Source organism: Levilactobacillus tangyuanensis, assembly GCF_003946545.1.
In the GTDB taxonomy this organism is placed as follows: domain Bacteria; phylum Bacillota; class Bacilli; order Lactobacillales; family Lactobacillaceae; genus Levilactobacillus; species Levilactobacillus tangyuanensis.
Genome location: NZ_RHOA01000012.1, coordinates 16263 through 43090, shown reverse-complemented (window position 1 = coordinate 43090; position 26828 = coordinate 16263). Strand labels below are relative to the sequence as shown.

21 protein-coding genes and 1 other annotated feature are annotated in these 26828 nt (G+C 50.9%); all 21 genes read right to left on the bottom strand.

Translation table 11 applies throughout. The features are described 5' to 3' along the window. Nucleotides 1-35: 35 nt before the first annotated feature. Entirely contained in the window at nucleotides 36-2675 is a 2640-nt protein-coding gene (gene alaS / locus EKM96_RS08455; RefSeq protein ID WP_125642514.1) for an alanine--tRNA ligase, read from the bottom strand. A 326-nt stretch (nucleotides 2676-3001) separates the two neighbouring features. Beyond that, entirely contained in the window at nucleotides 3002-4360 is a 1359-nt protein-coding gene (locus tag EKM96_RS08450) for a DEAD/DEAH box helicase (RefSeq protein ID WP_125642511.1), read from the bottom strand. Next, nucleotides 4357-5322, bottom strand: coding sequence for a DHH family phosphoesterase (locus EKM96_RS08445; RefSeq protein WP_125642508.1), 966 nt, complete (start codon nucleotides 5320-5322; stop codon nucleotides 4357-4359). Before EKM96_RS08445 ends, EKM96_RS08450 begins: the two co-directional genes overlap by 4 nt. Nucleotides 5323-5419: 97 nt before the next feature. Further along, complete coding sequence (gene dinB, locus EKM96_RS08440) at nucleotides 5420-6487, bottom strand: DNA polymerase IV (RefSeq protein ID WP_125642553.1); 1068 nt, start codon at nucleotides 6485-6487, stop codon at nucleotides 5420-5422. 158 nt (nucleotides 6488-6645) lie between these two features. Next, nucleotides 6646-7038, bottom strand: a complete 393-nt coding sequence (gene yajC / locus EKM96_RS08435; RefSeq protein ID WP_125642550.1) for a preprotein translocase subunit YajC — start codon at nucleotides 7036-7038, stop codon at nucleotides 6646-6648. 241 nt (nucleotides 7039-7279) lie between these two features. Further along, nucleotides 7280-8302 carry a Holliday junction branch migration DNA helicase RuvB gene (gene ruvB / locus EKM96_RS08430; protein WP_125642505.1) on the bottom strand — a complete coding sequence of 341 codons (1023 nt, stop codon included), beginning with the start codon at nucleotides 8300-8302 and terminating at the stop codon, nucleotides 7280-7282. Between the two features lie 18 nt (nucleotides 8303-8320). After that, on the bottom strand, nucleotides 8321-8926 hold the full coding sequence (gene ruvA, locus EKM96_RS08425) for a Holliday junction branch migration protein RuvA (RefSeq protein ID WP_125642502.1): 606 nt from the start codon (nucleotides 8924-8926) through the stop codon (nucleotides 8321-8323). 78 nt (nucleotides 8927-9004) lie between these two features. Further along, the gene (mutL, locus tag EKM96_RS08420) at nucleotides 9005-11008 is read right to left on the bottom strand and encodes a DNA mismatch repair endonuclease MutL (protein WP_125642499.1); all 2004 of its coding nucleotides are present in this window, start codon (nucleotides 11006-11008) and stop codon (nucleotides 9005-9007) included. A 21-nt stretch (nucleotides 11009-11029) separates the two neighbouring features. Then, a complete protein-coding gene (gene mutS / locus EKM96_RS08415) occupies nucleotides 11030-13696 on the bottom strand; it encodes a DNA mismatch repair protein MutS (protein WP_125642496.1) in 2667 nt (888 codons plus the stop codon). A gap of 27 nt (nucleotides 13697-13723) precedes the next feature. Continuing rightward, nucleotides 13724-14518: a TIGR00282 family metallophosphoesterase gene (locus EKM96_RS08410; protein ID WP_125642493.1), complete on the bottom strand. Its 795-nt coding sequence runs from the start codon at nucleotides 14516-14518 to the stop codon at nucleotides 13724-13726. Nucleotides 14519-14653: 135 nt separating this feature from the next. Continuing rightward, a complete protein-coding gene (rny, locus tag EKM96_RS08405; RefSeq protein WP_125642490.1) occupies nucleotides 14654-16213 on the bottom strand; it encodes a ribonuclease Y in 1560 nt (519 codons plus the stop codon). A 192-nt stretch (nucleotides 16214-16405) separates the two neighbouring features. Next, nucleotides 16406-17536, bottom strand: coding sequence for a recombinase RecA (gene recA / locus EKM96_RS08400; RefSeq protein ID WP_125642487.1), 1131 nt, complete (start codon nucleotides 17534-17536; stop codon nucleotides 16406-16408). 89 nt (nucleotides 17537-17625) lie between these two features. Next, complete coding sequence (locus tag EKM96_RS08395; RefSeq protein WP_125642484.1) at nucleotides 17626-18876, bottom strand: competence/damage-inducible protein A; 1251 nt, start codon at nucleotides 18874-18876, stop codon at nucleotides 17626-17628. Between the two features lie 106 nt (nucleotides 18877-18982). Continuing rightward, nucleotides 18983-19570, bottom strand: a complete 588-nt coding sequence (gene pgsA, locus EKM96_RS08390; protein ID WP_125642481.1) for a CDP-diacylglycerol--glycerol-3-phosphate 3-phosphatidyltransferase — start codon at nucleotides 19568-19570, stop codon at nucleotides 18983-18985. 72 nt (nucleotides 19571-19642) lie between these two features. Then, the gene (locus EKM96_RS08385) at nucleotides 19643-20587 is read right to left on the bottom strand and encodes a helix-turn-helix domain-containing protein (RefSeq protein WP_125642479.1); all 945 of its coding nucleotides are present in this window, start codon (nucleotides 20585-20587) and stop codon (nucleotides 19643-19645) included. 115 nt (nucleotides 20588-20702) lie between these two features. Then, on the bottom strand, nucleotides 20703-21992 hold the full coding sequence (gene yfmH / locus EKM96_RS08380) for an EF-P 5-aminopentanol modification-associated protein YfmH (RefSeq protein WP_382336252.1): 1290 nt from the start codon (nucleotides 21990-21992) through the stop codon (nucleotides 20703-20705). Next, nucleotides 21985-23265 carry an EF-P 5-aminopentanol modification-associated protein YfmF gene (gene yfmF / locus EKM96_RS08375; protein WP_125642473.1) on the bottom strand — a complete coding sequence of 427 codons (1281 nt, stop codon included), beginning with the start codon at nucleotides 23263-23265 and terminating at the stop codon, nucleotides 21985-21987. The genes yfmH and yfmF overlap by 8 nt, the downstream gene beginning before the upstream one ends. Nucleotides 23266-23403: 138 nt before the next feature. Beyond that, complete coding sequence (locus EKM96_RS08370) at nucleotides 23404-24261, bottom strand: amino acid ABC transporter substrate-binding protein (RefSeq protein WP_125642470.1); 858 nt, start codon at nucleotides 24259-24261, stop codon at nucleotides 23404-23406. Between the two features lie 14 nt (nucleotides 24262-24275). Then, nucleotides 24276-24911, bottom strand: coding sequence for an amino acid ABC transporter ATP-binding protein (locus EKM96_RS08365; RefSeq protein WP_125642467.1), 636 nt, complete (start codon nucleotides 24909-24911; stop codon nucleotides 24276-24278). Between the two features lie 18 nt (nucleotides 24912-24929). Continuing rightward, nucleotides 24930-25571, bottom strand: a complete 642-nt coding sequence (locus EKM96_RS08360) for an amino acid ABC transporter permease (protein ID WP_125642464.1) — start codon at nucleotides 25569-25571, stop codon at nucleotides 24930-24932. A 171-nt stretch (nucleotides 25572-25742) separates the two neighbouring features. After that, nucleotides 25743-25969: a binding site (T-box leader), on the bottom strand. A 51-nt stretch (nucleotides 25970-26020) separates the two neighbouring features. Further along, a complete protein-coding gene (gene minD / locus EKM96_RS08355) occupies nucleotides 26021-26827 on the bottom strand; it encodes a septum site-determining protein MinD (RefSeq protein ID WP_125642461.1) in 807 nt (268 codons plus the stop codon). Between the last annotated feature and the right edge of the window lies 1 nt (nucleotide 26828).

Here is a 26828-nt window from a genome sequence, read left to right as displayed (position 1 = left end):
CACTCCACAATTTAATCTATTCGTAATACACCAGATTAGTCTTGTGCTTCAAGCCATTCCGTTGCTGCTGTCATCGCATCTGGCAGGCCTGCTGGGTTCTTCCCACCAGCCTGAGCCAGGTTCGGACGACCACCGCCACCACCATCGATCTTAGGTGAAATGGCCTTGATTAAATCGCCGGCCTTAACTTGCTTCTGCTTATCAGCGCTGACCGCGACAATCAGGTTGGCCTTACCATTAACTTCGGCACCCAATACTAACACATCGGACAAGGCCTGTTCACGCCATTTGTCTGCCAATGCCCGTAATTGGTCCATCTTGGAAACCTGAACGGTCCCGCTGATGAGGCGGTAATTGCCCGCCGTCGTCACTTGGTCAAAGACGGAGTCGGCTTCTTGGCTAGCTAACTTGCCTTCTAATTCCGCTTGCTTTTGTTGTAATGCCTTTACCTGAGCTTGTAAGGCTTGTACCCGCGCCTCAGTGTCTGTCACCTGGTTAACCTTCAGGTCATGACCAATGGCTTGCAGAATGTTGTCATGGTCATGCAAGTAGGTGTAGGCTGCCGCCGAAGTCACGGCTTCAATCCGCCGGACACCGGCACCAACGCCTGCCTCGGAAACAATCTTGAACAAGCCAATTTCGTTGGTATTCTTGACGTGGTTCCCACCACAGAATTCGGTGACAAAATCTCCAGCGCTAACCACACGAACGACCTTGCCATATTTCTCGCTAAACAAGGCAATCGCGCCCATCTTCTTAGCGGATTCAATGTCCGTTTCGACCGTGGTAACGGGAAGCTCAGCAAAGATCTTCTCGTTTACAATGGCTTCGGCCTTAGCCAAGTCAGCTGGATCGACCTGACCAAAGTGGGTGAAGTCAAACCGCAGGTAGTCCCCTTCAACTAAGGACCCAGCCTGTTGGGTATGTTCACCAAAGACTTCACGAAGCGCCTTGTCCAACAGGTGGGTCGCCGTATGGTTCTTCTCAACCTTGCTGTGGAACTTTTGGTCAACCACTAGCTTGTAGGTGGTGCCCTTCTTCATTGGCACAACCACGTCAAGCGTATGCAGGTTCTGACCGTTAGGGGCATGCTGAACGTCGGTGACATGGGCAACGACGTTCCCTGCCTCATCCAGGATGTTCCCCTTGTCGGCCACTTGGCCACCCATTTCGGCATAGAACGGCGTTTGGGCAAACATGGCCTGAGCCACGCCACTCGTGACGTCATCAGCCAACTTATCGTCAACCACTAACTCCGTCATGGCACTCTCAGTCGTTAATTGCGTGTAGCCCACGTATTCACTAGGCGTCTTAACATTGATCAACAGATCGTGTTGTAAGCCCATCGCCGTTTGCTTGCCCCGGGCGTTACGTGCTCGGTCTTTTTGCTTTTGCATTTCAGCCTTAAAGCCATCTTGGTCGACCGTGATGCCTTGGTCGTCCGCATACTCCTCGGTCAGTTCAACCGGGAAGCCATACGTATCGTAAAGCTTGAAGGCATCGGCACCATCGATTTGCGTGCCACCCTGCTTCTTCAAGTCGGCAATCACGCTGTTCAACAGGTTCAACCCACCGTCAAGGGTTTCACCAAATCGATCCTCTTCGGAACGAATGATCTTGGCAATGTAGTCTGCTTGCTTCAAAACATCAGGATAGTAGGACTGCATGATCTTGCCAACGACCGGAACCAGTTGGTCCAAGAAGGCCCCTTGGATGCCCAACTTCTGGCCATTCACAATGGCCCGCCGAATCAAGCGCCGGATAACGTACCCCCGACCTTCATTGCTTGGCATAGCCCCGTCACCAATGGCGAAGGTGATGGCACGAGCATGGTCGGCAATCACCTTGAATGCCACGTCGTCTTCCTTGTTATCGCCATAGATCTTACCATCGCTGAGCTCAGCAGTCTTTTCGATAATTGGCAAGAATAGATCGGTTTCAAAGTTCGTCTTAGCATTTTGGAAAATGGAAACGGCCCGTTCGAGCCCCATCCCCGTATCAATGTTCTTACGAGGCAAAGGCTTGTAGGTACCATCTGGTTCGTGGTTAAACTGGGAGAAAACGATGTTCCAGACTTCCAGATAACGTTCGTTTTCGCCACCAGGATAGTTTTCAGGATCGTCGTCAGCCAGATTGTTGAAGGCTTGGCCACGATCATAGAAGATTTCAGAGTCAGGGCCTGAAGGGCCTTCACCAATATCCCAGAAGTTATCTTCGACCGCAATGATGTGGTCAGGGGCAACACCGGCGGCTTCCCAATCGGCCTTGGCGTCCGTATCCTTAGGGTAAACCGTCATGTACAGCTTGTCTGGATCCCAGGCAAACCAGTCGGGTGAGGTCAGTAATTCCCACGCCCAAGTGATGGCTTCCTTCTTGAAGTAGTCCCCAACAGAAAAGTTCCCCAACATCTCAAACAACGTGTGGTGACGAGCCGTCTTCCCCACATTTTCAATGTCGTTGGTCCGGATACTCTTTTGTGAACTGGTCATCCGTGGATTCTCTGGGACAACTTGGCCAGAGAAATACTTCTTCATCGTGGCAACCCCGGAATTAATCCAGAGTAAGGACGGATCGTCCTTAGGAACCAGTGACGAACTGGGTTCAATTGCGTGACCCTTCGACTTAAAAAAGTCGAGATACATTTGCCGAATTTGGCTACTTGATAGCTCTTTCATCTCGTAAAAACCTCCAAAAAATGTCAAAAACACCGTTGCCCGTAAAGACGCCGAAGCGCGGTACCACTTTACTTGCAACGATGTTTTAATCGTTAACCTCTTAAACTCATAACGCTGAGTCGCGATGATGCTGAGGGAGCGCCCACTGACTAGCGAATCGTTTTTCACAGCAACCAAAACGTTTCTGAAAATCACCGATCAGGGGTATATCCTCGAAAGATATTTAATTGTCCATTCAAAATTATAGGTGGCCAAGGGGCCCTTGTCAATTCTGATGTCTGCCAGTTTAAATGACGAACCGAACATCGTCGGCCGCCTGTCATCGACTATTGATAACGGTCTGACTCGCGCTTCCGCCGTTTCCGCTCATTACGAGCGCTTTGACGGGCCGCAATCCGCTTTTCTTGGTCCTTCTTGGCATGAATGGCCTGCTTAATCTGATGCTTGTAACCAGGCTTGATCTTCTTTTTTTTCTTCTTGACCATCCCTATTAACGTTGGGTCCAGCTTAGCGGTACTCTTGACCCGCTTGGTCCGCCGGTTACGGTCATAGGAATCGACAATTTCGCCATCACTGATTCGCTTAGGTTGGAATTTGATCCCCATCTTTTCGATTTCGCTGATCTTGCCTTCTTCATCGGGTGAGTACAGGGTGATGGCCGTTCCTGGCATCCCCTGACGGCCGGTCCGGCCAACCCGGTGAATAAAGAAGTCGAGGTCTTCTGGAATGTCATCGTTGATAACATGGGAGACCCCTTCGATATCAATGCCCCGGGCAGCCAAATCGGTGGCCACGACGAATTGATATTGAAGATTCTTAACTTCACGCATGACCCGCTTACGTTCACGAGGTTTGATCCCCCCATGAATCATCGCAACCTTTAATCCCTGAGCCTTTAAGAAGTCATTGATCTGTTCGACCCGCGTCTTCGTGTTGGCAAAAATCAAGACCAGGTAGGGTTCGCCCATGGTGATCAATTGGTAAATCAATTGATTCCGGTTCTGACCCTTGGTGGAGATCAGCCAGTTATCGATGGTGGAACTGATCACCGTGGCCGTTGGAATTTCTTCAATAACGGGATGATTCATGTACTTCCGTAAGAATGGATCCAGTCGTTGTGGAATCGTTGCGGAGAACACCATCATTTGTAGGTGCTTAGGCATCCGACCAGCGATCTTGTCAACCTGGTCGAGGAATCCCAAGTCCAGTGTCATGTCGGCTTCATCGACAACGAACTGACGCGTCGTATGAACATCCAAGGCCTGGTCCTGAATCAAATCCAGAACACGACCGGGGGTCCCAATCACAAGTTGTGGTTGGTAATGATGAAGCTTCGCCACTTGGCGCTGCTTATCCGTTCCCCCCACATAATTCCCAATCCGAATCTCAAAGGGGGCCTCAGCGGCTAACTGCTCAGCTGCGGTCCGAATTTGGTAGGCCAATTCACGGCTAGGCGTCGTAATGACGGCCTGAACCTGGTTTTCTGAGGTGAGTTGGTTGAAGATTGGTAGCAGGAACGTGTGCGTCTTACCACTACCCGTCTGGGACTGGCCCACAACGTCTTTTCCGGAAGCGATTACCGGAATTAACTTCTCTTGCACCTTAGTTGGTGTGGTGAAGTTAATCTTTTGCAGGGCCGTCATAATATACGGCTGCAAGTTAAATGCTTTAAAATCTGCGGTCATTCATTTTCTCCTTTATCGTTAGCCACTAACTCATCGAGCTCGTGGATAACCTGGTCAATCTCGGCTTGATCGTGCGCTGTTGCGCCGCTGGCCAAAGCATGGCCGCCACCGCCGTGGTTCTTAGCTAATTCATTGATGGAAGGTCCCTTCGACCGTAATCGAATACGGAAGGTATGGTCCTTGGCCTCAACGAAGATCGCCCACGCCACAACGGTGGTAATCTTACCTGGTAACGGAACAATGGCCGAGGTCGAATCCTTAGCAGCTAACCCGAAGGACTCGACAATTTCGTCGGTTAACTTCAGGAATGCTGCCCCACTCGGTAAAATCTCTAGGTTCTGGTACAAATAGGCCGACAGCCGGGCTAAGGCCGGTGTAATCTCATCCTCGGCCTGGTTCACAGCTGTGGCTGAAAAGTCATAGGTCAATAACTTTCCGGCAACGGCCAGGGTGTTGGCCGACGTCGCCGGGTACATAAACCGCCCGGTATCGCCAACAATTCCGGCATACAATAGCCGCGCGGCATTGTCGGGCATCGTCAAATCGGCCGCGTTCACCGCAAACCAATCGTAGATGATCTCCGAGGTGCTGGACGCTTGGTCCAGCACCCACTGAAGGTCACCAAAGGCGTCATCGTTGGGATGGTGGTCAATCTTGACCACCGACTTACCGGTCTGCCACCGCTCGCCATCGACTCGGGGCTGATTAGCCGTGTCCACAACAATCACTAAGGCATCCTTGTAGGTCTCATCCGCCACGTCCTGATCTGCCTGGCCCATCCAGTCAAAACCAGGATAGTGCTTACCAACCGCGAGAACCGTCTTATCAGGAAAACTAGCCTGTAAGATGTCTCGTAAGGCTAATTGGGCCCCGATACAATCGGGATCCGGCCGTTGATGGCGATGAATAATAATCGTTTGTGCTGCTTTGATTTTATCTAAAATGGCGGTTTCAATTGCCATGAGCTCCACCCGTTTTCTATCCGATTTTTTCGACTAAGCCGCGTCGATACCGCGTTTTAGTATACAAGTTTTACGGCCTAATATCAAAGGAAGTCTGCTATTTCCGGCAAACATCATCAAATAACGGCAATTTTAAATTCTCAAATGTTTGCGGCGCTAGCCCGGTTATGGTGATTCCTAGTAGACGAACCTGCTCCCCTTCCTCCGCCACACTGTGATAGAGGTCGAGGGCCAAATCATAATAAACCTCGGGATCATTCACCAAGAATTCCTTCTGCGTGATGCGCTTCGTCACGGTACGAAACTCACTGTCGCGAAACTTCAGAACTAACGTCTTGCCGTGGCGTTGCTTCTTGCGCACCGTGGTTGCCACCAGTTTGGCCAAGTATTGAAGTTGATTTTCCACCTCGCCCTGAGTGGTCAACGGCGGTCCATACGTCCGTTCCTTACCAATCGACTTGCGCTCCCGTTGGTACTCAACCGGTCGCTCATCAATCCCGCGAACCCGTTGATACAGGATGTAGCCGAACTTGCCAAAGTCATGAATCAATTCCAACTGGCTGCGTGTGAACAAGTCGGCCCCATTCTGGATGCCCAATTCATGCATCTTAGGCACGGTCTTCTTACCAACGCCGCGGAACCGCTCGATCGGCAAAGCCATCAAGAAGTCGTGAGCGTCTTCCGGCAGGATGATACAGACCCCCACCGGTTTTCGAAAGTCCGAGGCTTCCTTGGCCAAGAACTTACTATACGAAATGCCCGTCGAACACGTGAGATGGGTCTGATCGAAAATCTCTGCCTGAATCGCATGAGCCACCTGCACGGCCGAATGCAGATGCTTTTTATTCTCCGTCACATCCAGGTAGGCCTCGTCAAAGGCTACGGGTTCAATCTTGTCCGTATATTCATGAAAGATGGCATGGATCTGGTTCGACACCTGTCGATACAACGGAAAATTGGGCGGCTGGAAGAGTGCGTTGGGCGCCAGCTTCAGCGCCTCGTTGGCATTCATTGCCGAGTGAACCCCCAGCTGCCGCGCCTTGTAATTGGCCGTCGTGACCACGCCTCTGCCCCCAGTCTTGCGTGGGTCCTGGGCGATAATCAGTTGCCGCCGCTTGAGTTCGGGATTCTCGCGTTCCTCAATTGAGGCGTAAAAGGCATCCATATCGACATGAATAATCTGTCGTTGTGTGAATTGTTCTGGAACCAACGCGACCCCTCCCTCATGACCATTTAGTAAATAAATTATACTCGAACACGTGTTTGTTCACAATCGTTATGGCATAAAAAAAACGGCCCCTAAGGGTCGTTCTAATCGACAATTTACTTTTCGGAATCGTCCGTGGTGTCGGCTTCACTATCGCTAGCTTCGCTGTCGGCCGTTTCACTGGCTTCACTGTCGGCTTCGTCCTTAGTTTCAGGTTCGAGCGCAGCAGTTGGGGCTGGGGCTGATACCGTTGAGATGGCCCGGAGGTCAAAGACCAGGTAGATGCCATCACAGTCAAGCGTAACCGTCTTGTCGGCTTGGTTGACTTCATCAACGACACCGTGCAAACGACCGATGGTGATCACGTGGTCACCCTTCTTAACTTGACTAACCATTTGTTGGTGCTTCTTTTGTTGCTTTTGTTGCGGCCGCAACATGAAGAAATACAACAGGAACAAGAAAATAATTAAGATGAATAATGACGAATTATTTTGAAATGGATTGGCCATGGCGACGATTAAAGTATTAAACACTTTTGGTTCACTCCTTCATAAGTTATCTACTGGACAACTTTACCAGAATCTAAGGGATCCGTCCAATTATTTCTGGAATTTCTCAGGATGTTCGGAATTTTCGCCCGCTTTTCAAGAAAACGTTGTCATCCCTACCCGATCATCATCGGTCGTTCGGCTTATTCAATTTCATCGCAAAATAAAAACCGAAAGTCCCACGGGAATTTCGGTCAGCATTTTACGCTTGATTAATATCGGGTAACTGGCGCCCAAGATGGGCATAGCCGGCAGCCGTTACGACTCGCCCACGAGCGGTGCGCTTCAGGTAACCGCGTTGCAACAAGTAGGGTTCGTACATGGCCGCCACCGTTTCAGTTTCCTCACCGACGTTGGCCGCCAACGTATTGAGACCAACCGGTCCCCCGTTATAGTAGTCAATCATCGTGGTCAGCAACTTGATATCCGTGGCATCGAGCCCCGCGGAATCAACCCGTAGCAGGGATAGCGCGTGATCCACAATGGCCAGGTCGATGGCAGTGTGATCGGGTGAAACCTCGGCGAAGTCGCGAATCCGTTTCAACAAGCGGTTGGCAATCCGTGGTGTTCCCCGTGACCGCAATGCGATCTCGTGAGCCCCCTCGGTCGCAATCTTCGTGTGGAAGATGTCGGCGGAACGGGACACAATCTCTTGCAAGTCCGCCGTTTCATAGTACGCCATGCGTTCGACAATTCCGAAACGATCGCGCAACGGTGCCGACAGTAGTCCGGCCCGCGTGGTCGCCCCGATCAGGGTAAACGGTGGCAATGGGAAGTGAACCGGATGCGCCGTTGGCCCCTGGCCGACCACGATGTCGATATAGAAATCTTCCATGGCCGAGTACAGCATTTCTTCAACGACCTTCGGTAATCGATGAATTTCATCAATAAAGAGAATGTCGCCGGGCTGTAATTCATTTAACAACGCCACCAGATCGCCCGGCTTCTCAATCGCCGGGCCACTGGTTGTTCGAATCTGCACGCCCATTTCATTGGCAATCACCATGGCTAAGGTCGTCTTCCCAAGGCCAGGTGGTCCATACAATAGCACGTGGTCGAGCGACTCTTCTCGCTGCTTAGCCGCCTGAATGTACACGCTCAGCTCATGCTTAATCGGTGCCTGACCAATGTATTGGCCCAGCGTCTGGGGACGTAAGGACTTCTCGACTGAATCCTCTTGGTCATCCGTTGGTTCTGGTGATACTAACCGGTCGTCATCGTTCATCGTCTCGTCTCCTTCCCACTACTTTGTCAATAATCGTAAGCCTTCACTCAGATAGTCATTGGTCGTCTGGCCCGTGAACTTGCGAAGCTGCGGCGTAATCTTTTTAACGGCCGTCTCTCGATAGCCCAAGGCACCCAGAGCGGCCAAGGCATCGGCCAGCTCTGGATTATCAGGGGCATCGGTAACCGTTTCGGGCGTGAATAACTCGCCCGGTTCACTCGGTGCCAAATCATCCAGCTTGTTCTGCAGGTCCAGCACAATCTGCCCGGCCGTCTTCTTCCCAACACCGGGAAATTTGGTCAAGAAGCCCACGTCATTGGTCTTAATGGCCACCAGTAGGCCTTGATGATCGGGATTGGCTAAAATCGCCAGGGCACTTTTCGGCCCGATACCATTCACGTTGATCAGCTTCAAAAACAATTGCTTTTCCGCAAAATCAACGAAACCGTACAACGTCTGTGCGGTATCACTGACGGCCTGGTAAACGTAGATGGTGGTTGGTTCATCACTGACCTGATAACGATAGGGATTGGCTGTGTTGACCAAATAGCCCACGCCACCAACATCGACCACCACGTGATCGGGATAAACTGCGGTAATGACACCGCGAAGGTATTCATACATCGGTTAAATTAGCTCCTTTAAATGAAACATACGTTTGCTTTTACAAATTGTACCACACTGGCACCGCAAACTGGAAGCCTAGGACTCGAGCCAATCATCACCACTGTGATGCGGATCTTGAATTCGCTTGAACAGTTTCTCCAAGTCTTGATCCGTGAAGTGAACCAACACCGGCCGCCCGTGGGGACAGTTGAACGGATTCTCGGCCGTTGCCAACTTCTTAAGCAGGGCCCTGGCCTGTTGATCATCCAAGTGATGGTTAGCCTTGATGGCCCGCTTACAACTCATCATGATCGCCGTCTTCTCACGAAAGGCCGCCACCGAAATCTTACCGTCCTTTAACACCCAGTCCACCATTTCCTTAATGGTATCGGTCTCCTGCCCGGCCTTAAACCAGGTTGGATGCTCGTGAACGATCAGGCTGTTGGGCCCAAAGGATTCCAAATGAATGCCCACACTAGCCAGTGTTGGCAAGTGATCGTTCAGTGCCAAGATATCCGTTGTCGGGTAATCCAACACAATCGGCACGAGTAACTTCTGTTCATCGTCACTGACCTCGCCGATCGCCTGGCGATAATACTCATAATTAACGCGTTCCTGCGCGGCGTGTTGGTCAACTAGGTAGAGGCCATCATCGGCTTCCGCTAACAAATAGGTGCCATGAACCTGGCCGAGATACCGCAAGTCCGGGAAACGTTGTGCCGGACTTGGTTTGAGCGCCAGGGACTCGGCTGTCGGTTCATCAACGACCGGTGCCGCGCCCAATGGGGCAAAGGCTGGTTCAGAGCGATACCGTTGGTCAAAGTCTTGAACGGCCGGAAGTTTCAGATCCGTTCGCTGACGAATCATCAGGGGCTCAACCGGTGCCGTGGTAGGCGCCGTCATTGGTTGGGGACCCTTGGTCGAGGCCTCCGCCGTCGTGGCCTGAGTCCCCGTGGTAACGGGTCGATGCTCCGGCGTCCGTGGACTGGGCGTCGTCATGCTCGTGCGTGGCGCTTCATACTTCGTCGACGCCTCATTCAAGGCCATGGTCAATTGATCAGCCGTGGCCTTCTCGCGATGCCGAACGGGTGCCTCATCGGCGACGTCCGGAATCAAATTCTCCTGGGCGAGGCGCTTAAAGACCGTCTCCTGAATCAGTTGCGTTAGCTCTGGTTCCTGGCTTATACGCACTTCTTGCTTCGTGGGATGAACATTCACATCCACCAAAACGGGGTCCATCTGAATATCTAGGACCGCAATGGGATAACGGCCAACCATGAGTTTAGACCCATAGCCGGCGATCAAGGCCTTACTTAATTGAAAGTTATGGATATAACGGCCATTCAACAACAGCGAGATGTATTGACGACTCGCCCGGGTCAGCTCGGGTAAACTCACGAAGCCGCGGACGGTAAAGTCTGGATTCTTGCCCTGAATCGCCACCATCTTCCGCGCCGTTTGGACGCCATAGATGCCGGCAATCACCTGGCGTAAGTCGCCTCGGCCGGTGGTCCGCGTTAGCTCACGACCATCGTGAACCAACGAGAAGGCCACGTTAGGATAACTAAGAGCCAGTCGATTCACAATATCCGTGATCCGCGATAACTCGGTCGCCGGTGATTTGAGATATTTCAGACGGGCCGGCACGTTACCAAATAAATCGGCCACGGTAATCGTGGTCCCCTTGCGTGCTGCGGCGGCCGTGTGCGTGACAATCTTACCGCCAACGTTGTGAATCAGCGTCCCCACGTCGCCGGTCGACGTCGCCATGGTGACGTCCGCCACGGAAGCAATACTGGGCAGCGCTTCACCACGAAATCCCAATGATTTAATTCGAAATAGATCGCGTCGATCCGTGATCTTACTGGTCGCATGCCGCTTGAAGGCCATTTCGGCATCCTCATCGGCAATACCATCCCCGTCATCGACCACCATAATCCGCTTCAGACCAGCCTCTTCGACCGTAATGTCGATCTGGGTACTATTGGCATCGATTGCGTTTTCCACCAGTTCCTTAACCACGGACGCGGGACGCTCGACGACTTCCCCGGCCGCGATTTGGTCGGCTAAAACGGACGCTAATTCATGAATCTTAGCCATGCACACGGCCTCCTTTCTACGTTACTTACTCAGTTTTTGCTGCCACTTATAGACTTCATTCATGACGGCCATGGGGGTCATCCCCATGAGATTCAGACCGGATATTTGTTTAAGGACCTTGGCCTGAGCCGGCGTCAGATCAGCCGCATCCCCAAAGAGGGATAATTGCTGATCGACGGCGGTTTCATTGGCCACTGGATCCGGTTCAGTTTCAGGTTCTGGCTGTGACACCGTGACGGCCGCAGAAGTCGCCGCAGAATCAGGTTCAGCCGCTGCCGACGTGACGGATAAGGTTGGAGCCGACTGGGCCGCCTCATCTTCTAACGCCTGCAGAATGACTTCCGCCCGGCTCAACAAGCTGTTTGGCATTCCTGCTAGCTTAGCGACGTGAATCCCGTAAGATTTATCCGCCGGACCCGGTTGCATTTGATGCAAGAAGACCAGATCACCGTCGCGTTCAACCGCGCCAACGTGGACATTCTTCAATTCCTTTAGGCTATCGGCTAGGGCCGTCAACTCGTGATAATGCGTTGAGAACAAGGTCTTAGCGTGAACCCGGTTATGAACATATTCGATAATGGCCTGCGCCAGTGCCATCCCATCATAGGTCGCCGTTCCTCGGCCAATCTCATCAAATAAGATGAGACTGTTCGCCGTTGCATGACTCAGGGCACGGTTGGCCTCCTGCATTTCCACCATGAAGGTACTCTGACCGGAGATTAAGTCATCGGCCGCCCCAATTCGTGTAAAGATCTGGTCAAAGATGGGCATCTCGGCGGCCTCGGCCGGAACGAAACACCCCATCTGGGCCATGATCACGGTCAAAGCAAGTTGCCGCATGTAGGTACTCTTCCCCGACATGTTGGGACCCGTAATCAGGAGAATATTGGTCTCGGGATCCATGGTGACGTCGTTAGGCACATAGGTCTGGCGACCCAATACCTTTTCGACGACCGGGTGGCGTCCCTGGGTAATCTTCAAGTTATGTCCAGCCACCAACTTGGGTTGAACGAAATGATAATCCTCGCTAACCACGGCAAAGCTTTGGAAGACATCCAGACTGGCAATGATCGCTGCTAACTTTTGCAGACGACCAATCGCCGTCTTCACCTGCTCGCGTAAGGTCACGAACAATTGGTATTCGAGAGCCACTGATTTCTCTTCAGCCTCAAGAATTAATTGTTCTTTTTCTTTTAATTCCGGCGTGGAGAATCGCTCAGCATTCGTCAGCGTTTGTTTTCGTTCGTAGCGATCCACCGGTAGTTTGTCGAGATTAACCTTGGTGACCTCGATGTAGTACCCAAAGACATGGTTGTAACCGATCTTTAGATTGTTGATACCGGTGACTTCTCGCTCATGGGCTTCCATCTCGGCCAACCAAGTTTTACCATGGCGCATCGCGTCACGATATTCATCGAGCTGGGCGTTAAACCCATCGCGAATAACCCCACCATCGGCGACCGATATTGGTGGTTCTGGCACGATGGCCTCGCGGATGGCATCGGCGACATCGCTTACGGGATCGAGATTCTGCAGAAGAGATTTGAAAATGGGATCGCCCAGCTCTTCAATGGTATGCTCGATTTGGGGTACCTGTTCCAAGGACGTCTGTAACTGAATCAGGTCGCGGCCATTCACGCTCCCAAAAGCAACGCGGCCGGCTAATCGTTCCAGGTCATAGACCTTCACGAGTTCTTCTTGTAAATTGCTGCGTTCGAAGTAGTGTTCCAGTAACGCGGCCACCTTAGCCTGGCGATCCTCAATCGTCCCCCGATCAATCAAGGGCCGATCCAGCCACTGTTTCAATAACCGGCCACCCATGGCCGTCTTGGTTTCATCGAGCAGCCACAACAGGGTCCCTGATTTTTTCTTGGTCCGTAGATTTTGGGTAATCTCTAGGTTCACTTGCGACGAATGATCCATCTTTAAAAAGGCCGCTGGCTCGTAGGCCACTGCCCGCTGCAAATGGGCCAGACTCCGCTTTTGAGTGACCGTGACGTAGGTCACCAAGAGGCCAACCACTTGCTTCAAGGTGGGTGTGTCCAGGTCCTGTTCAACGTAGCTCACTTCAGAACTCCCCTGAATCTCATCCTGATGGGAAATCAGCATGCCCAGCTGGTGAATCCGATCCTGGAAATCAGCGGCGATGGTCTCATCCACCACCACTTCCTTGGTTTGCAGGCTCATGAGTTCATTGACCACAGTATCCATACTGGTCAGTTCGGCCGCCTTCAATTCACCAGTCGATAGGTCCGTATAGGCCAGGCCAAATTGATTTTCACCAGGCATCGTCAGCGCCGTTAAGTAGTTATTACGCTTAGCGCCGGCCGCCCCGGTATCGGTCTGGGTCCCGGGCGTTACCAGTTGGATAACCTCCCGTTTGACCATTCCCTTGGCCAGCTTTGGGTCCTCCATTTGTTCACAAATGGCGACCTTATAGCCTTGGTCTACCAAAATATCAATATAATTCTGAACCGCCTTGTGGGGCACGCCACACATCGGAATGGGGTTCTTAGCACTGTGACTCCGCGTGGTCAGTGTCAATTCCAGGAGTTGCGACCCCTTCACGGCATCCTCATTAAACATTTCATAAAAGTCCCCTAGCCGATAGAACAAAAAGGCATCGGGATACTGGTCTTTGATTTTTTGATATTGCACCATCATTGGCGTCACGTTAGCTTTCGTCATGAAAAATGGTTCATCCTTCCGTTATCGTTAGCTTTGGTAGGGGTGTTGCGGACTAATCAGGATGGGGTGAATGCTGGTCGCATGTCCCGTCTTGTCGTTCAAGTCAATCACGGCCCCAGACAACAGGCCCGGTCCGACTTCTTGCACGGTATACCGTGTCGGTCGTTGATTCTCAAACCGTTCAATGACGCTATCGGCTTGCATCCCGAGAACACTGTCGGCGGGACCGGTCATCCCGGCTTCGGTCATAAATGCCGTGCCGCCGGCCAACACCTGGGCGTCACTGGTCTGAACATGGGTGTGAGTCCCAACGACTGCCGAGAGTTGACCATCATAGCGCATGGCAAAGGCCCGCTTTTCACTCGTCGTTTCCGCATGAAAGTCGACAAAGACAAAGTCGGTGTCCAGTTCGGGTAAGAGCGTCTTCATCTTGGCAAAGGGATCGTCCATTGGATTCATGAAGACCCGTCCCTGCATATTCACGACGGCCAAGGTTTGTTGGTTCACCTTAACCTTAGTCCAGCCCTGTCCTGGCGCATTCCCAGGGAAGTTAGCCGGCCGGACCAGTCGCTTGGCACTACCGATGAAGTCATAGAGCTCGGCGTTATCCCACGTATGATTACCCATAGTGACCACATCGGCCCCATCCTTCAAGAGTTGCTTATAAATATTTTGACTGATCCCACGACCAACCGGCGTAGAATTTTCACCGTTCACAATGGTGACCTGGGGCTTTAGGTCTCGTTTCAACTGTGGCAGGTACTCATGAATCATGGCCTGCCCAATATTTCCCACAACATCACCAACAAAAAGAATTCGCATTATCGTTCCCCTATCTTAGAACCGCGCTGGGTTCCGAACTGTCGCCCACTGGTCTATTAAATACTTTCTATTTTACCATGCTTTATCCTTTGACGACGTAAAAAAGCTAGAACCAAATGGCCTAGCTTCTCTGACTTACTTTGCATATTCAACTGACCGAACTTCACGAATGACGGAAACCTTGACGTGGCCTGGATAATCCAAGTCATCTTCAATTTGTTTCTTGATGTCTCGTGCCAAGACAACAGCATCCGTGTCGGAAATCTTTTCTGGCCGCACGATGACTCGAACTTCACGCCCCGCTTGAATGGCGAAACTGTGGTCAACCCCGTCAAAGGCGTTGGCAATCGTTTCCAATTTATCCAAACGGTGAATGTAGCTTTCCAAGGAGTCAGAACGTGCACCTGGACGGGTCGCTGAAATTAAATCAGCAGTCCCAACCAGTTCCGCAATCACAGACTGTGGTGCCGTTTGATCTGCTTGAGCCGCGATGGCATTCACGACAACTGAGCTTTCACGATATTTCTTCGCTAATTCTGTCCCAGTTGTGATGTATGAGTTGTCATCTTCATGCTCAGCAGCTCGGCCAATATCATGTAACAATCCCGCACGCTTTGCTACCGTAACATCCTCACCTAATTCAGCTGCCAACACCCCAGTGATTTTGGCAACTTCGATTGAATGGGCTAAAGCATTCTGCCCATGAGAAATTCTGAAATTCAAGCGACCAACGAGCTTAACCAGTTCTGGGTGCATCGAATGAATCCCCAGATCGAAGGTTGCTTGCTCGCCAAGCTCCCGGACACGTTCGTCCAGTTCTTTCTTGGCCTTGGCCACCATCTCTTCAATCCGCGCCGGATGAATCCGACCGTCTTGAATCAATTTCTCTAACGCGATCTTAGCAACTTCTCGCCGTAATGGGTCGAAGCCACTCAGCACAACTGCTTCCGGCGTATCATCAATGATCAGGTCAATCCCGGTCAAGGTTTCTAACGTCCGAATGTTCCGACCTTCACGGCCAATGATGCGGCCCTTCATGTCGTCGTTAGGCAGCGTCACCACAGAAATCGTGGTCTCCGTCACCATATCAGCAGCACTCCGTTGAATAGCAGACACAATCAGGTCCTTGGCATTCGCCTGGGCCGTCTTGCGAGCTGTTTCTTCGCTTTCTTTGATCATCTTTGCGCGTTCGCCTGCCAGAGCCGTCTTGGCCTCTGAAATAATCAGGTCCCGTGCATCGTCCTGGGATAATGCAGCGACGGCTTCTACCGCCGACTGACGTTTTTCAATCAGTGAGTCTGCTTGTTGTTGTTTCTTCGCTAAATTCTGCTCTTCAGCATTAAGCTTCTTGTCCCGACGATTCAATGAGCTTTCCCGTTTTTCCAGTGAATTGTCCTTCCGGTCTAACGTTTCCTCCCGTTGAATCAAGCGGTCTTCTTGCTTCTGAACTTCGGCACGACGTTCTTTCAGCTCTGTTTCGACCTCTGCACGGTACTTGTGACTGTCTTCCTTGGCCTCCAATAAGGATTCCTTAGTTGCAGTCTCAGCTTGTTTCTTTGCTTCCGCCAGTACACCTTTTGCCGTGTACTTGGCAGCATCTAACTGACGTTCATGAACAGATTTTCGATAATAATACCCGCCCACGACACCAACAACGATAGCGATGATTGCGAGGATTACATTTGGAACAGTCATGATTCCACCTCCGCATCATCAAAAATGACTAATTTAAAATCAGACTTTTTTAGATGTTTATATAATGATTGACACAAATCTAATTCTAATGGTTGCCACCAACGCTGTCAACTAAACTCACCAGAAACCATTCGGTCAAACCGTAACCAAAAAAACATCCTCGTCTCTCGGACGAAGATGCTCACATTTGAATTACTTGTTTGGTTTATCAGGGGTTAATTCCATCTGACCATCAGCTGGTTTTGTGACCTTACCAGTGGTCTTCTTGGCCTTCGCCTTGTCTGCCTTATCAGCAGCCGGGGTCTCGCCCTTTGCCTGACTATCATCGGCAGCATCACCAACACCGTAAGCTGTCCGAACACGTTTGTTCACTTCAGCCATCATGTCAGGATGATCCGTCAGATACTGTTTAGCATTCTCACGACCTTGACCAATTCGGTCTTCACCGTAAGAGTACCAGGAACCGCTCTTATCCACGATATCCTTTTCAACGGCCATATCAATCAATTCACCGGTTTGAGAAATACCCTTACCGTACATGATATCAACTTCGGCCCGCTTGAATGGCGGCGCTACCTTGTTCTTAACAACCTTGATCCGAGTCCGGTTACCAATGACATCGGTACCGTCTTTGATTTGTTCAGCACGCCGAACTTCCAGGCGAACCGTTGCATAGAACTTGAGGGCCCGACCACCAGGAGTGGTTTCTGGGTTCCCAAACATCACACCGACTTTTTCACGGATTTGGTTAATGAATAGGGCAATGGTCTTGGTCTTGTTAATGGTCCCAGAAAGCTTCCGTAAGGCTTGTGACATCAGTCGAGCTTGTAGCCCAACGTGAGCATCACCCATTTCGCCTTCAATTTCGGCACGGGGAACCAACGCGGCAACAGAGTCAACGACCACAATATCAACCGCCCCACTGGAGATCAAGGCGTCTGTAATCTGCAGACCTTGTTCCCCAGTATCTGGTTGTGACAGCAAGAGACTGTCAATGTCTACACCCAACGAAGTGGCATAGGCTGGGTCCAAAGCGTTTTCGGCATCGATGTAAGCAGCGGTACCCCCACGTTTCTGGACTTCGGCAACGGCGTGTAAAGCCACCGTCGTCTTACCTGATGATTCAGGTCCATAGATTTCTACAATCCGGCCTCGAGGGTAACCCCCGACACCTAAAGCTACGTCGAGAGCCAACGAGCCAGAAGGTACAGTTTCAACTTGCATATTGGCGTTATCGCCTAACCGCATAATTGAACCCTTACCAAAGTCTTTTTCAATTCGCTTAAGTGCCTTATCCAAGGCAGCTTGTCGTTCGTCAGCCATCCAAATCCTCCTTTGGTTGCGTCATTTCAAGTAATACTATACCGGCTTGCCGAGCAAAAAGCAAGCAAAAAGAGAACAAAAGTTCGCCTTTATTTTACGGCCAATAATGTTCTTCTCAGCCAATCTAAGCCCGAGAGCACACTCCGCTCCCGAATTTGGGTCCGAGAGCCTGTCAGCTGTAATAAGCGTGCCTGAGGCTGCTTTCCACGTTGCGCTAAGCCTAGCCAAACCGTTCCAGCGGGGTGATCCTCCAAGGCATCGGGTCCGGCAACGCCGGTAAAGCTCAATGAAAAGTCGGTATCCAACTTTTGTCGAGAGCGTTCCGCCATTTCCCTAGCCGTCTCAGCACTAACCACGCCGTACTGATCGACCACGCCGACCGGTATCCCTAACAACTGTTCCTTCGCTGTATTGGCATACGTGACAAAGCCACCGGGAAAGACCGCCGAGACACCGGGAACATCCCCTAAGGTGCTTTGAAACAATCCCGCCGTCAGGCTCTCGGCACCCGTAATGGATAAATGCCGGTCAATGAGTAATTTGACCACGACTTGGGCCAAACTCCCCTCATCCCCAAAGCCGTAAAGATACTCGCCGACCTGGGCCTTAATTTGGTCAATGGTAGTCGCAACCAATCGGCGAGCCTCTCCTGCATCATCAGCACTCGCGGTCACCCTTAAGGTGACTTCGTTAGGCTTTGCGTAAGGGGCAATTGTGGGATTGGTTTGGCCATCGATGAGCTTGGCTAGATCCGTCACAAGCTGGCTCTCACTGATGCCAAAGAAACGCAGCACCTTGGAATCCAAGAATTCGTCTTGCTTGTAGGTCTGCCGTAGCAATGGAACCGCGACCTCTTCAAGCATCGGTGTTAACTCCGATGGTGGTCCCGGCAGCAAGAGCACATCGGCCCCGTGTTTGGCCCGATAAAAGCTTCCAACAGCCAGCCCGTTTTTATTCGTCAGGACGTCTCCGCCAGCCAAATATAAGGCCTGCAAGCGGTTATTGGCGGTCATGGGTTGTCCGGTGACGGCGAAATGATGCGTGATTTGCTGAAGCGCCTCTTCATCAGTCGCTAGCGTCAGCCCCAACACCCGAGCGACGGTTTGTTTAGTCAGGTCATCCGGCGTTGGGCCGAGGCCCCCACTTATCACAATGAGTTCACTCCGTTCACTGGCCTGTTGAATCACCATTGCCAGTCGCTCAGCGTTGTCGCCCACCAATTCGTGATGGTAGACCTCGATTCCCATCGCCGCTAAATGGCGAGAAATCAAGGCCGAATTAGTGTCGACCACTTGTCCCAGTAGCATTTCCGTTCCGACTGCAATGACTTCTGCACGCATGTCTAACCCCTCCTCAGATGACCTAGTTACTTCCGTCAATTCATCATTATTTTTCGCGATTTTTTCAAATAAATAACCGCCGTAAGCTACCGGCGGTTATTTGGCCCTATTCGGCCGAAGAATCGGCAAAGACCTGTCGATTTTGTACAAAGTAATCGATTCCCGAATAGATCGTGAAGAACAAGCAAACATAGAAGAAGATCAGCGCCATTGGAATATTAATGGTGCCAAAGCCAATATTATTTAACAATAATAAAATAATGCCGACCATCTGTGTGGCCGTCTTAATCTTGCCGGGCCAAGCGGCCGCCAGAACTCGGCCACCGGTCTCAACGACGATCAAACGCAGCCCAGTGACAGCCAACTCACGACAAACAATGATGGCAACGCCCCAAGCGGGAACGGCCTTCATGGCGACCAAAACAATAAAAGCCGTCATAACAATCATTTTATCCGCCAACGGGTCGGCAAACTTACCGAAGTTGGTCACCAAATGCTGTCGCCGAGCAATTTGCCCGTCTAGAAAATCGGTTATCGAGGCCACGGCAAACACCACGGCACCAATGATTTGCGTGACGGGAATCGTTGTCCCTAACCAGACCACTTCCCCCCAGTTCAAAGGGACAACCAGAAGTAGCAGGAAAACGGGGATTAAAATAATACGTATGATGGTTAAACGATTGGGTAAATTCACGAAAAGATCCTCCTTTAGGATTTTCACTCAATAAAAAACGAGTCGGCCGTCACGGCCCGACCCGCCTTTAAATTACTTGAATTCCAAGGTCACTGCTTGAACCTGAGATGACGTGTTCGTGCTCGAACTTGTCGTCGTGGTCGTTGCACCCGTAGTCGTCGAGCTAGACGTCGTCGACGAAGCGGCACTCGTGCTAGTAGCCGAGTTAAACTTAAACTTCTTGCCATCGACCTTAACGGACATTGCAGGGGCATTCCCAAAGTTAAAGGTCACGCTGGTTGCCGAGCTAGGCACCGTCAGGGTATGCGAAGTTGAAGCCGATAACGTTCCTTGCCAAACCGTTGAGCCAGCAATGGACACGGATGTCCAAGCACTGCCAGTGGCAGACAAGGAAATCTTTGGCTTGGAAGACGCATGCTTCATTTCCCAAGTAGACCCAGTTGATGTCGTACTCAACTGTTTGAAGCTAGCGGCGCTGGCCTTCTTAGAAGACGTCGACTTGGAACTCGACTTACTGCTACTGCTCTTCTTAGTGCTACTACCAGAAACGCTCACTGAGCTGCTGTCAACGTTGTTCTTCGTCGTGGAATGACCGCTCCGTGAAGCGGCTACCCAGATTCCAATCAATACAACTAAGACCACGACCACGATCCCAATAATCGGGATTGTCCGACGTAGTTTCACGTAACGGTCGTCAACCTTGCGTTGTTGTGACCGCGTCTCTGGATTGTTTTCGTTAACCTTGTCCACGTACTCCTGGGTCTGCGTACTTGGCAATGTGCTGTCGAACTGCTTCAGTAATTCGGCCCCATCGAGGTCAACCATGTCGGCATATTGTTTAATAAAGGCCCGCACATAAAAATCGCCTGGTAACTCATCGAAGTTTTGGTCTTCGATGGCAATCAAGTAGCGCTTCTGAATCTTCGTCGATTGCTGCAAATCGTCAAGGGTGAATCCCTTAGCAATACGGGCATCGCGCAGTGTTTTTCCCAATGTAATTTTACTATTATCACTCATGTTTAAATTCTCCACCTGTTCAAGATTTCTCTACAATGCAGTATAGCATAGGCGCCGCTTCATTTTTAGCAACAACCCCGATAATTTTGGATTTAACGGTTTCTTAACCTCAACCTCATTCCGGCAGAATGGTATAAACCGTTCGGCGACTCTGAGGCCAGAATACCTGAGCAGCGGCCTGTAAGTCACGGAACTCAATCTGTTGTAACACCGCTAACTCATCAAAGATGGTTGCCCCACCAAACAGTGGACCATCGTATTGATTAGCAATGGCTTCCTCTGAATTAATGGCCCCAATTAACCGACCGATGGCCTCCCGTTTAACCAAGTCAAACTGGTCCTGAGCGGCGACTAATTGGTCTTCCGCATGGTCCAGGATTGCGGCCAATGCCGCCACGAATTGATCGGGCTGATCGGTATCGCCAGCCACCTGGGCGAAGTGTGAGTCTCGTTGAACCTGAAAATCATAGCCAAAGCTGTCGTCAATGATATTTGCATCATACAACCGTAGATAATTATCACTCGTATCGTTGAATAGCAGGTCAAACACCAGCGACAAGGCCAGACTGTATTTCAGGCCGTCCGCCCCCGTAGGAACGTCATCAAAGCCCCGAATACCAATGTTAATCTTGGGACGACTAACTGACAGGTGCCGCGTGGTCTCAGCCACCACTTCATCTGGCGTGGCAACCGGTCCCCGTTCCCGTTCAATCGGAACGACCGGTGGGAAAGTTTTGGCATTTTGATTGGACTCAATCCAGCCCAACATTTCATCGGGGTCAAATTGCCCCACGACCATCAGGCTCATATTGCTAGGATGGTAGAAGGTGTTATAGGCCGCATACAGGTCGTCCGCGGTAATCTTCGCGATCGAATCAACGGTCCCGGCGATGTCAATATGCATGGGTTCCTTAGGATACAGGTTCCCAATCATCCCGAAGTAACTCTGCCAACCGGGATCATCATCGTACATCTGAATTTCTTGGCCGATGATTCCCTTTTCCTTATTAACCGTCGCTTCAGTAAAATAGGGGTCTTGAACAAAGTCTAATAGGATATCCAGGTTTTCGTGTAAATGATTGGTTGTGGCAAATAAATAGCTGGTCTGCGTAAAACTGGTAAAGGCATTCGAGCTAGCACCATATTCCCCAAAGAGGTCAAAGGCATCGTGGTCGGCCTTCTCAAACATCTTATGTTCCAGGAAGTGGGCAATCCCATCCGGATACCGCACGGCCGGCTGACCGTCGCGTGGGACAAAGGTATTATCAATCGATCCATAGTCCGTTGTCATCAACGCATAGGTCTTATGAAAGCCGGCCTTCGGAATCAAAATCACCTTCAGGCCATTGGCCAACGTCGTAACGCTGCGGCTTTCTTCTAATTTTGGATAATCTTTTTTATTCAGCAACCTGATCACCCCCGTGTAAGCAGTACGTGGCCTGCAATTGTACCTGTTGGGCAACCCGTTGAACATCCGCCACCGTAATGGCGGCCAACTGGGCTTCCCATTCCTTTAGTGGCAAGCGTTGCCGCGTCAACTGCTGGTTAAGCAGTCCCGTTAACCGACGCTGTGGGCTATCCAAGGCCGCCAACCGAGCATTCAGCAGGCTAGCCTTCACCTCGTCCAACAACGACTGACTCATTTCGCCAGACTGCAACGCCTCTAATTGCTTGGCAACGATGGCCAGGACCTGATCACGATTCTTGAATTGAATCCCGGTCTGCACGCCCAGCGTTCCCGAATAAGGATTATAGCTGCTGCTAGCGTAATACGCCAGGCTGGCCTTTTCCCGAACGTTGGTGAACAGTAATGACAGTGGTGTCCCGCCAAAGGCCGCGTTAAAGACGGTCGTTGCCAAAAAATCGGCATCATTGCGATAGATTGGCAAACGGTAAGCCAAATTTAACTTGGCCTGAACGACGGGGGCGACATCCTCTGCGTTGGTTACCCGATCCTGGGCCGTCCAGTCAAAGTAAGGGGAGCTTTCATCGCTCGTCCGATCGGTCAGCGGCCAGTCGGCCAAAGCGGTTGCCACGCGCTCTTCGGTCACGTCGCCAATCACCGCCACGTGAACCGAATCGTTCGCTAACATGGCCCGGTAGGTCTCGGCAATGTCCGCCCGAGTCAATTGGCTCAGCGTGGTCATGTTCCCTAACGCACTCATGGCCTGCGCCGGTTCATCCTTGAAAACCAATTCCTGTAAACGTCGATTGGCCAAATATTGCTTGTCATCGTCCAAGGACTTTACGGCGGCAAATAGATTCTGCCGTTGTTGGTTAAACGTGGTTTCATCAAACTGACCAGCTGGCATCAATGGCTTAAAGATAACTGCCTTTAACAAGGCCATCGCCTGTTCAAATAACGGTTGCTGATCGGTAAAGTTTTGTAAGTATTTTTCATTCACAACGGCGCACGTCAAGCGAATGACGTGTTTCGTCCCCAGCTTCAGGACACTAATCCCGAAACTGGCGCCATAGAGTCGTGATAGTTCTCGCGACAGGGCAGTTTGGGTAGGATAGGCTTCCGTACTGGTCTCCAACACTTGGGCCAATAGGGCCCGAGCAGTAATGGCATCGACAGTTAGTGGCGCCACAAAGTCCACCTTAATTCCAATGGTTTTAAACTGTTGGGTGGATGATACATCGAGGGTTACGCCCTCTGGTTTACGTTCACGCACGAACCAATGCCTCCTCTAGTAAAAAAAGTTCAATCGACTTTTAATTTTAAGGGAACCCCTGAGCAAATACAAGCGAAGACCACGAAATAATCCCGGGACCATCGTCAGTCACAACGGCGGTCCCGGGATTATATCGGCTTAGCGATTCTTAAGTAACGGTGTATCGACATTGCTGCCGAACCACTTTTCATTAATTTTCTTGAGATCACCATTAGCGGCCAGTCGTTTCAACCCGGCATTAATCTTGCGCCGCATGGTCACATCTCCCTTGCGCATCCCCACCGCGAAACGTTCCTTAGGAAAGGCCCCAACGGTTACCTGATAGTCTCCGGGATGAGCCTGATGCTTGATGTAGTAATTGGCATAGGTGCTGTCGATTAACAGCCCCTGAATCCGACCAACATTCAGGTCAATGAAGGCATTGGTGAAGGAATCATAGGTGACCGCATCGTGATTCTTGATCCGGTTCTTCAGCAGCTTGGGATAGGTGTCGATGTCATTCGCACCGGACGAGCCGGTTTGGGCCCCCAATACTTTCCCCTGCATGTCGTCATATGAGGTGATATGATTCTTCTTCAATGAAACCAGCACCTGGTCGTTGTTCAAATACGTGTCCGAGAAGGCCACCTGCTTCTGACGTTGGGGCGTGATGGAAAAGCCATTCCAAATTAAATCGATCGTCCCGTTGTGTAGCTCGGTCACGTTCATATTCCAATCGATGCTTTGAAAATCGGCCTTCACACCATATAGTTTGAAGACGGCCTTGGCCAGATCGATGTCATATCCAACCAGTTTCCCACTCTTTTGGCGGAAGCCCATGGGCACGAAACTATCGTCCAACCCAATCACCACGCGATGTTTCTTTTGAATACTCGACCAAGTATCATCCGTGTCGGCCCGTTGGGTCACACTAGTCTTCGCACACCCCGCTAGGAGGCCGCTCAGCCCAACCACCAGGCCTAGGATGACTAAAAATCGTAAACGTTTAATTTTCATCCAATTGGTCCCTCCTAAGCTTTCGGTTCGACCCGCAACATTTGGTCGGCAATCGACTCCGCAAATGGCATGTCATGGGTCACGACGATTTGGGTCATCCCCTCCTGTTTCAGGTCGAGAATAATTTGTTCGACCTCGCGACGTAAGTCGGGGTCCAAGGCGGAGGTTGGTTCATCATAACAGAGTAACTTGGGATGCATGGCTAAGGCCCGCACGATGGCAACCCGTTGTTTCTGTCCCCCGGACAATTCATAGGGGAACAAGTCGGCCTTGCCCTCCAGGTTCAACTGTTTCAACAATTTTCTTGCCTCTTGTTCCGCCTCACTGCCGGACTTCTTTAAGACCATCGTTGGCGCTAACGTCACGTTCTGGAGGACGGTGAGGTTTGGAAATAATTGGAAATCCTGGAAGACCACCCCGATTACGGCATCGTTATCCCGATTAGTGGCTGGATCAAATGCCACGCCATCGAGTAGAAACGATCCACTGTCGACGCTTGCCAGGCCACTGATACAGCGAAGCAAGGTCGTTTTACCAGCCCCAGATGGTCCCACGATCGTCAGAATTTGACCATCTGGCACCGTTAAATCAATTTGGTCTAAGATTGTTTTACCATCGAATTTTTTAGTAATGCCCTTTAGTTCTAACATGAGTGACCCATCCTTTCCCTAACGCCAGTAACTGTAGTGTTTCTCAAGTCGTTTAAGAATTAGCGTGCAAACCGCCGTCAGCAAGAGGTAAATGACCCCCACTAATAGCATTGGCAATAACGTCACATCTCTGGCCATGGCCACATTCCCGGCCCGCAGCAGATCGCCTAACCCGATAACATAAACCAACGAGGAGTCTTTAACGAGGTTGATGACTTCATTACCGATTGAAGGCAGGACAATCTTGACCACCTGAGGAATCACAATCTTACGAAGGGTTTGCCAATTGGTCAATCGGAGCACCCGAGCACTTTCGTACTGGCCATTGGGAATGGCCTGAAGCCCCCCACGGAAGATTTCCGCAAAATAGGCCGTGTAGTTCAAGATAAAGGCGAAGAGCGCGGCATCGTAACGTTGAAAGACCACACCGATGATTGGCAGGCCGTAGAAGACAAAGATTAATTGGAGTAATAATGGCGTTCCTCGCATCAACCAGACATAGATGTTGATGATCCAAGTCAGCGGCTTGAACCGGGTCGTCATTCCTAACCCCACCAGAATCCCTAGCGGAATGGCAATGATAATCGTCCAGAAGAAGATGGATAGGGTCATCCCCGTCCCGGAAATTAATGATGGTAATATCTGTTCAACATAGTGCATAGCAATTCTCCTCCTTTAACAACAAAAACGCCCTCTCGAGAAATAATCTCAAGAGGGCGTTCAGACGCTGTTCCACCTCATGTTTTCAACGAGGCTCACGCCACGTTGACTCAGTGAGTTGCTAACCTGCCTCAATAAAAAAATCCCCTTAGTCACCGAAAACTTCGGGACTAAGAGGACGATTAAATCGTGGTTCCACCTCTGTTTGTCGTTCTATCGCTAAGACGACCTCAGTGAGTTGTTAACAACTCCAGCTGTAACGGGCTAACCCGAATCGTCTTACTCTTTTCAGACGACCGACTCACAGATGTGGTTCGATTCTGATCGACCGCCCTTTTCCATCACCGGGGCTTTCTGTTGGTCTAACCTGAATCTACTCTTCCGTTCAATGTCTTTTTATTCGTTGCCAATATACTACGAGTTTTTTCTCGCAGCGTCAAGCTTAATTTTTAACCGCGATGGAACCAGCTACTAATGGTATGCCAAAAGCCACCGGTTTCTTGTTCCTCTAACTTCATCAATGGAACGGTCTCGCCCTCGAGCCGACGGGCAACATTACGGTATCCTTGAGATGCGGGATTGTCCGTCTTCAAGACGATCGGTTCCCCTTGATTAGACGTCGTAATGACGGCATCATCATCGAAGATAATCCCCAACAATTCAATACCCAAGTGACGGGTAATCTCATCGATGTCCATCGTTGAGCCATCCTGCATCATATTCCGACGAATCCGGTTGATCAACAGGCGTGGCGCTTCCTTCAATGGGTGTTGTTCCAAGAGACCAACAACGCGGTCGGCATCGCGTACGGCGGAAATTTCCGGCGTGGTGACCACAATGGCCGCGTCGGCACCGGCAACGGCGTTCATGAAACCTTGTTCAATCCCGGCTGGACAGTCGATTAACACGTAATCGTAGTCTGGCTTGAGTTCATCAACAATTTCCTTCACGTCTTCGGGCTGAAGTGCCGTCTTATCCGTGTTCTGGGCGGCAGGCAACAAGTAAAGCTTGTCGTCAAACCGCTTGTCCTTAACCAACGCCTGGACCAACTTGGCCCGGCCCTCGGCAACATCCACAATATCGTAGATGATCCGGTTATCCAAGCCTAGAACAACGTCCAGGTTCCGCAAACCAATATCCAAGTCCATCATGCAGACCCGTTTACCCATTAAGGCAAGCGCCGTCCCAATGTTAGCGCTGGTGGTCGTCTTACCCACGCCACCCTTACCGGAGGTGATTACAATCGCTTTTCCCATC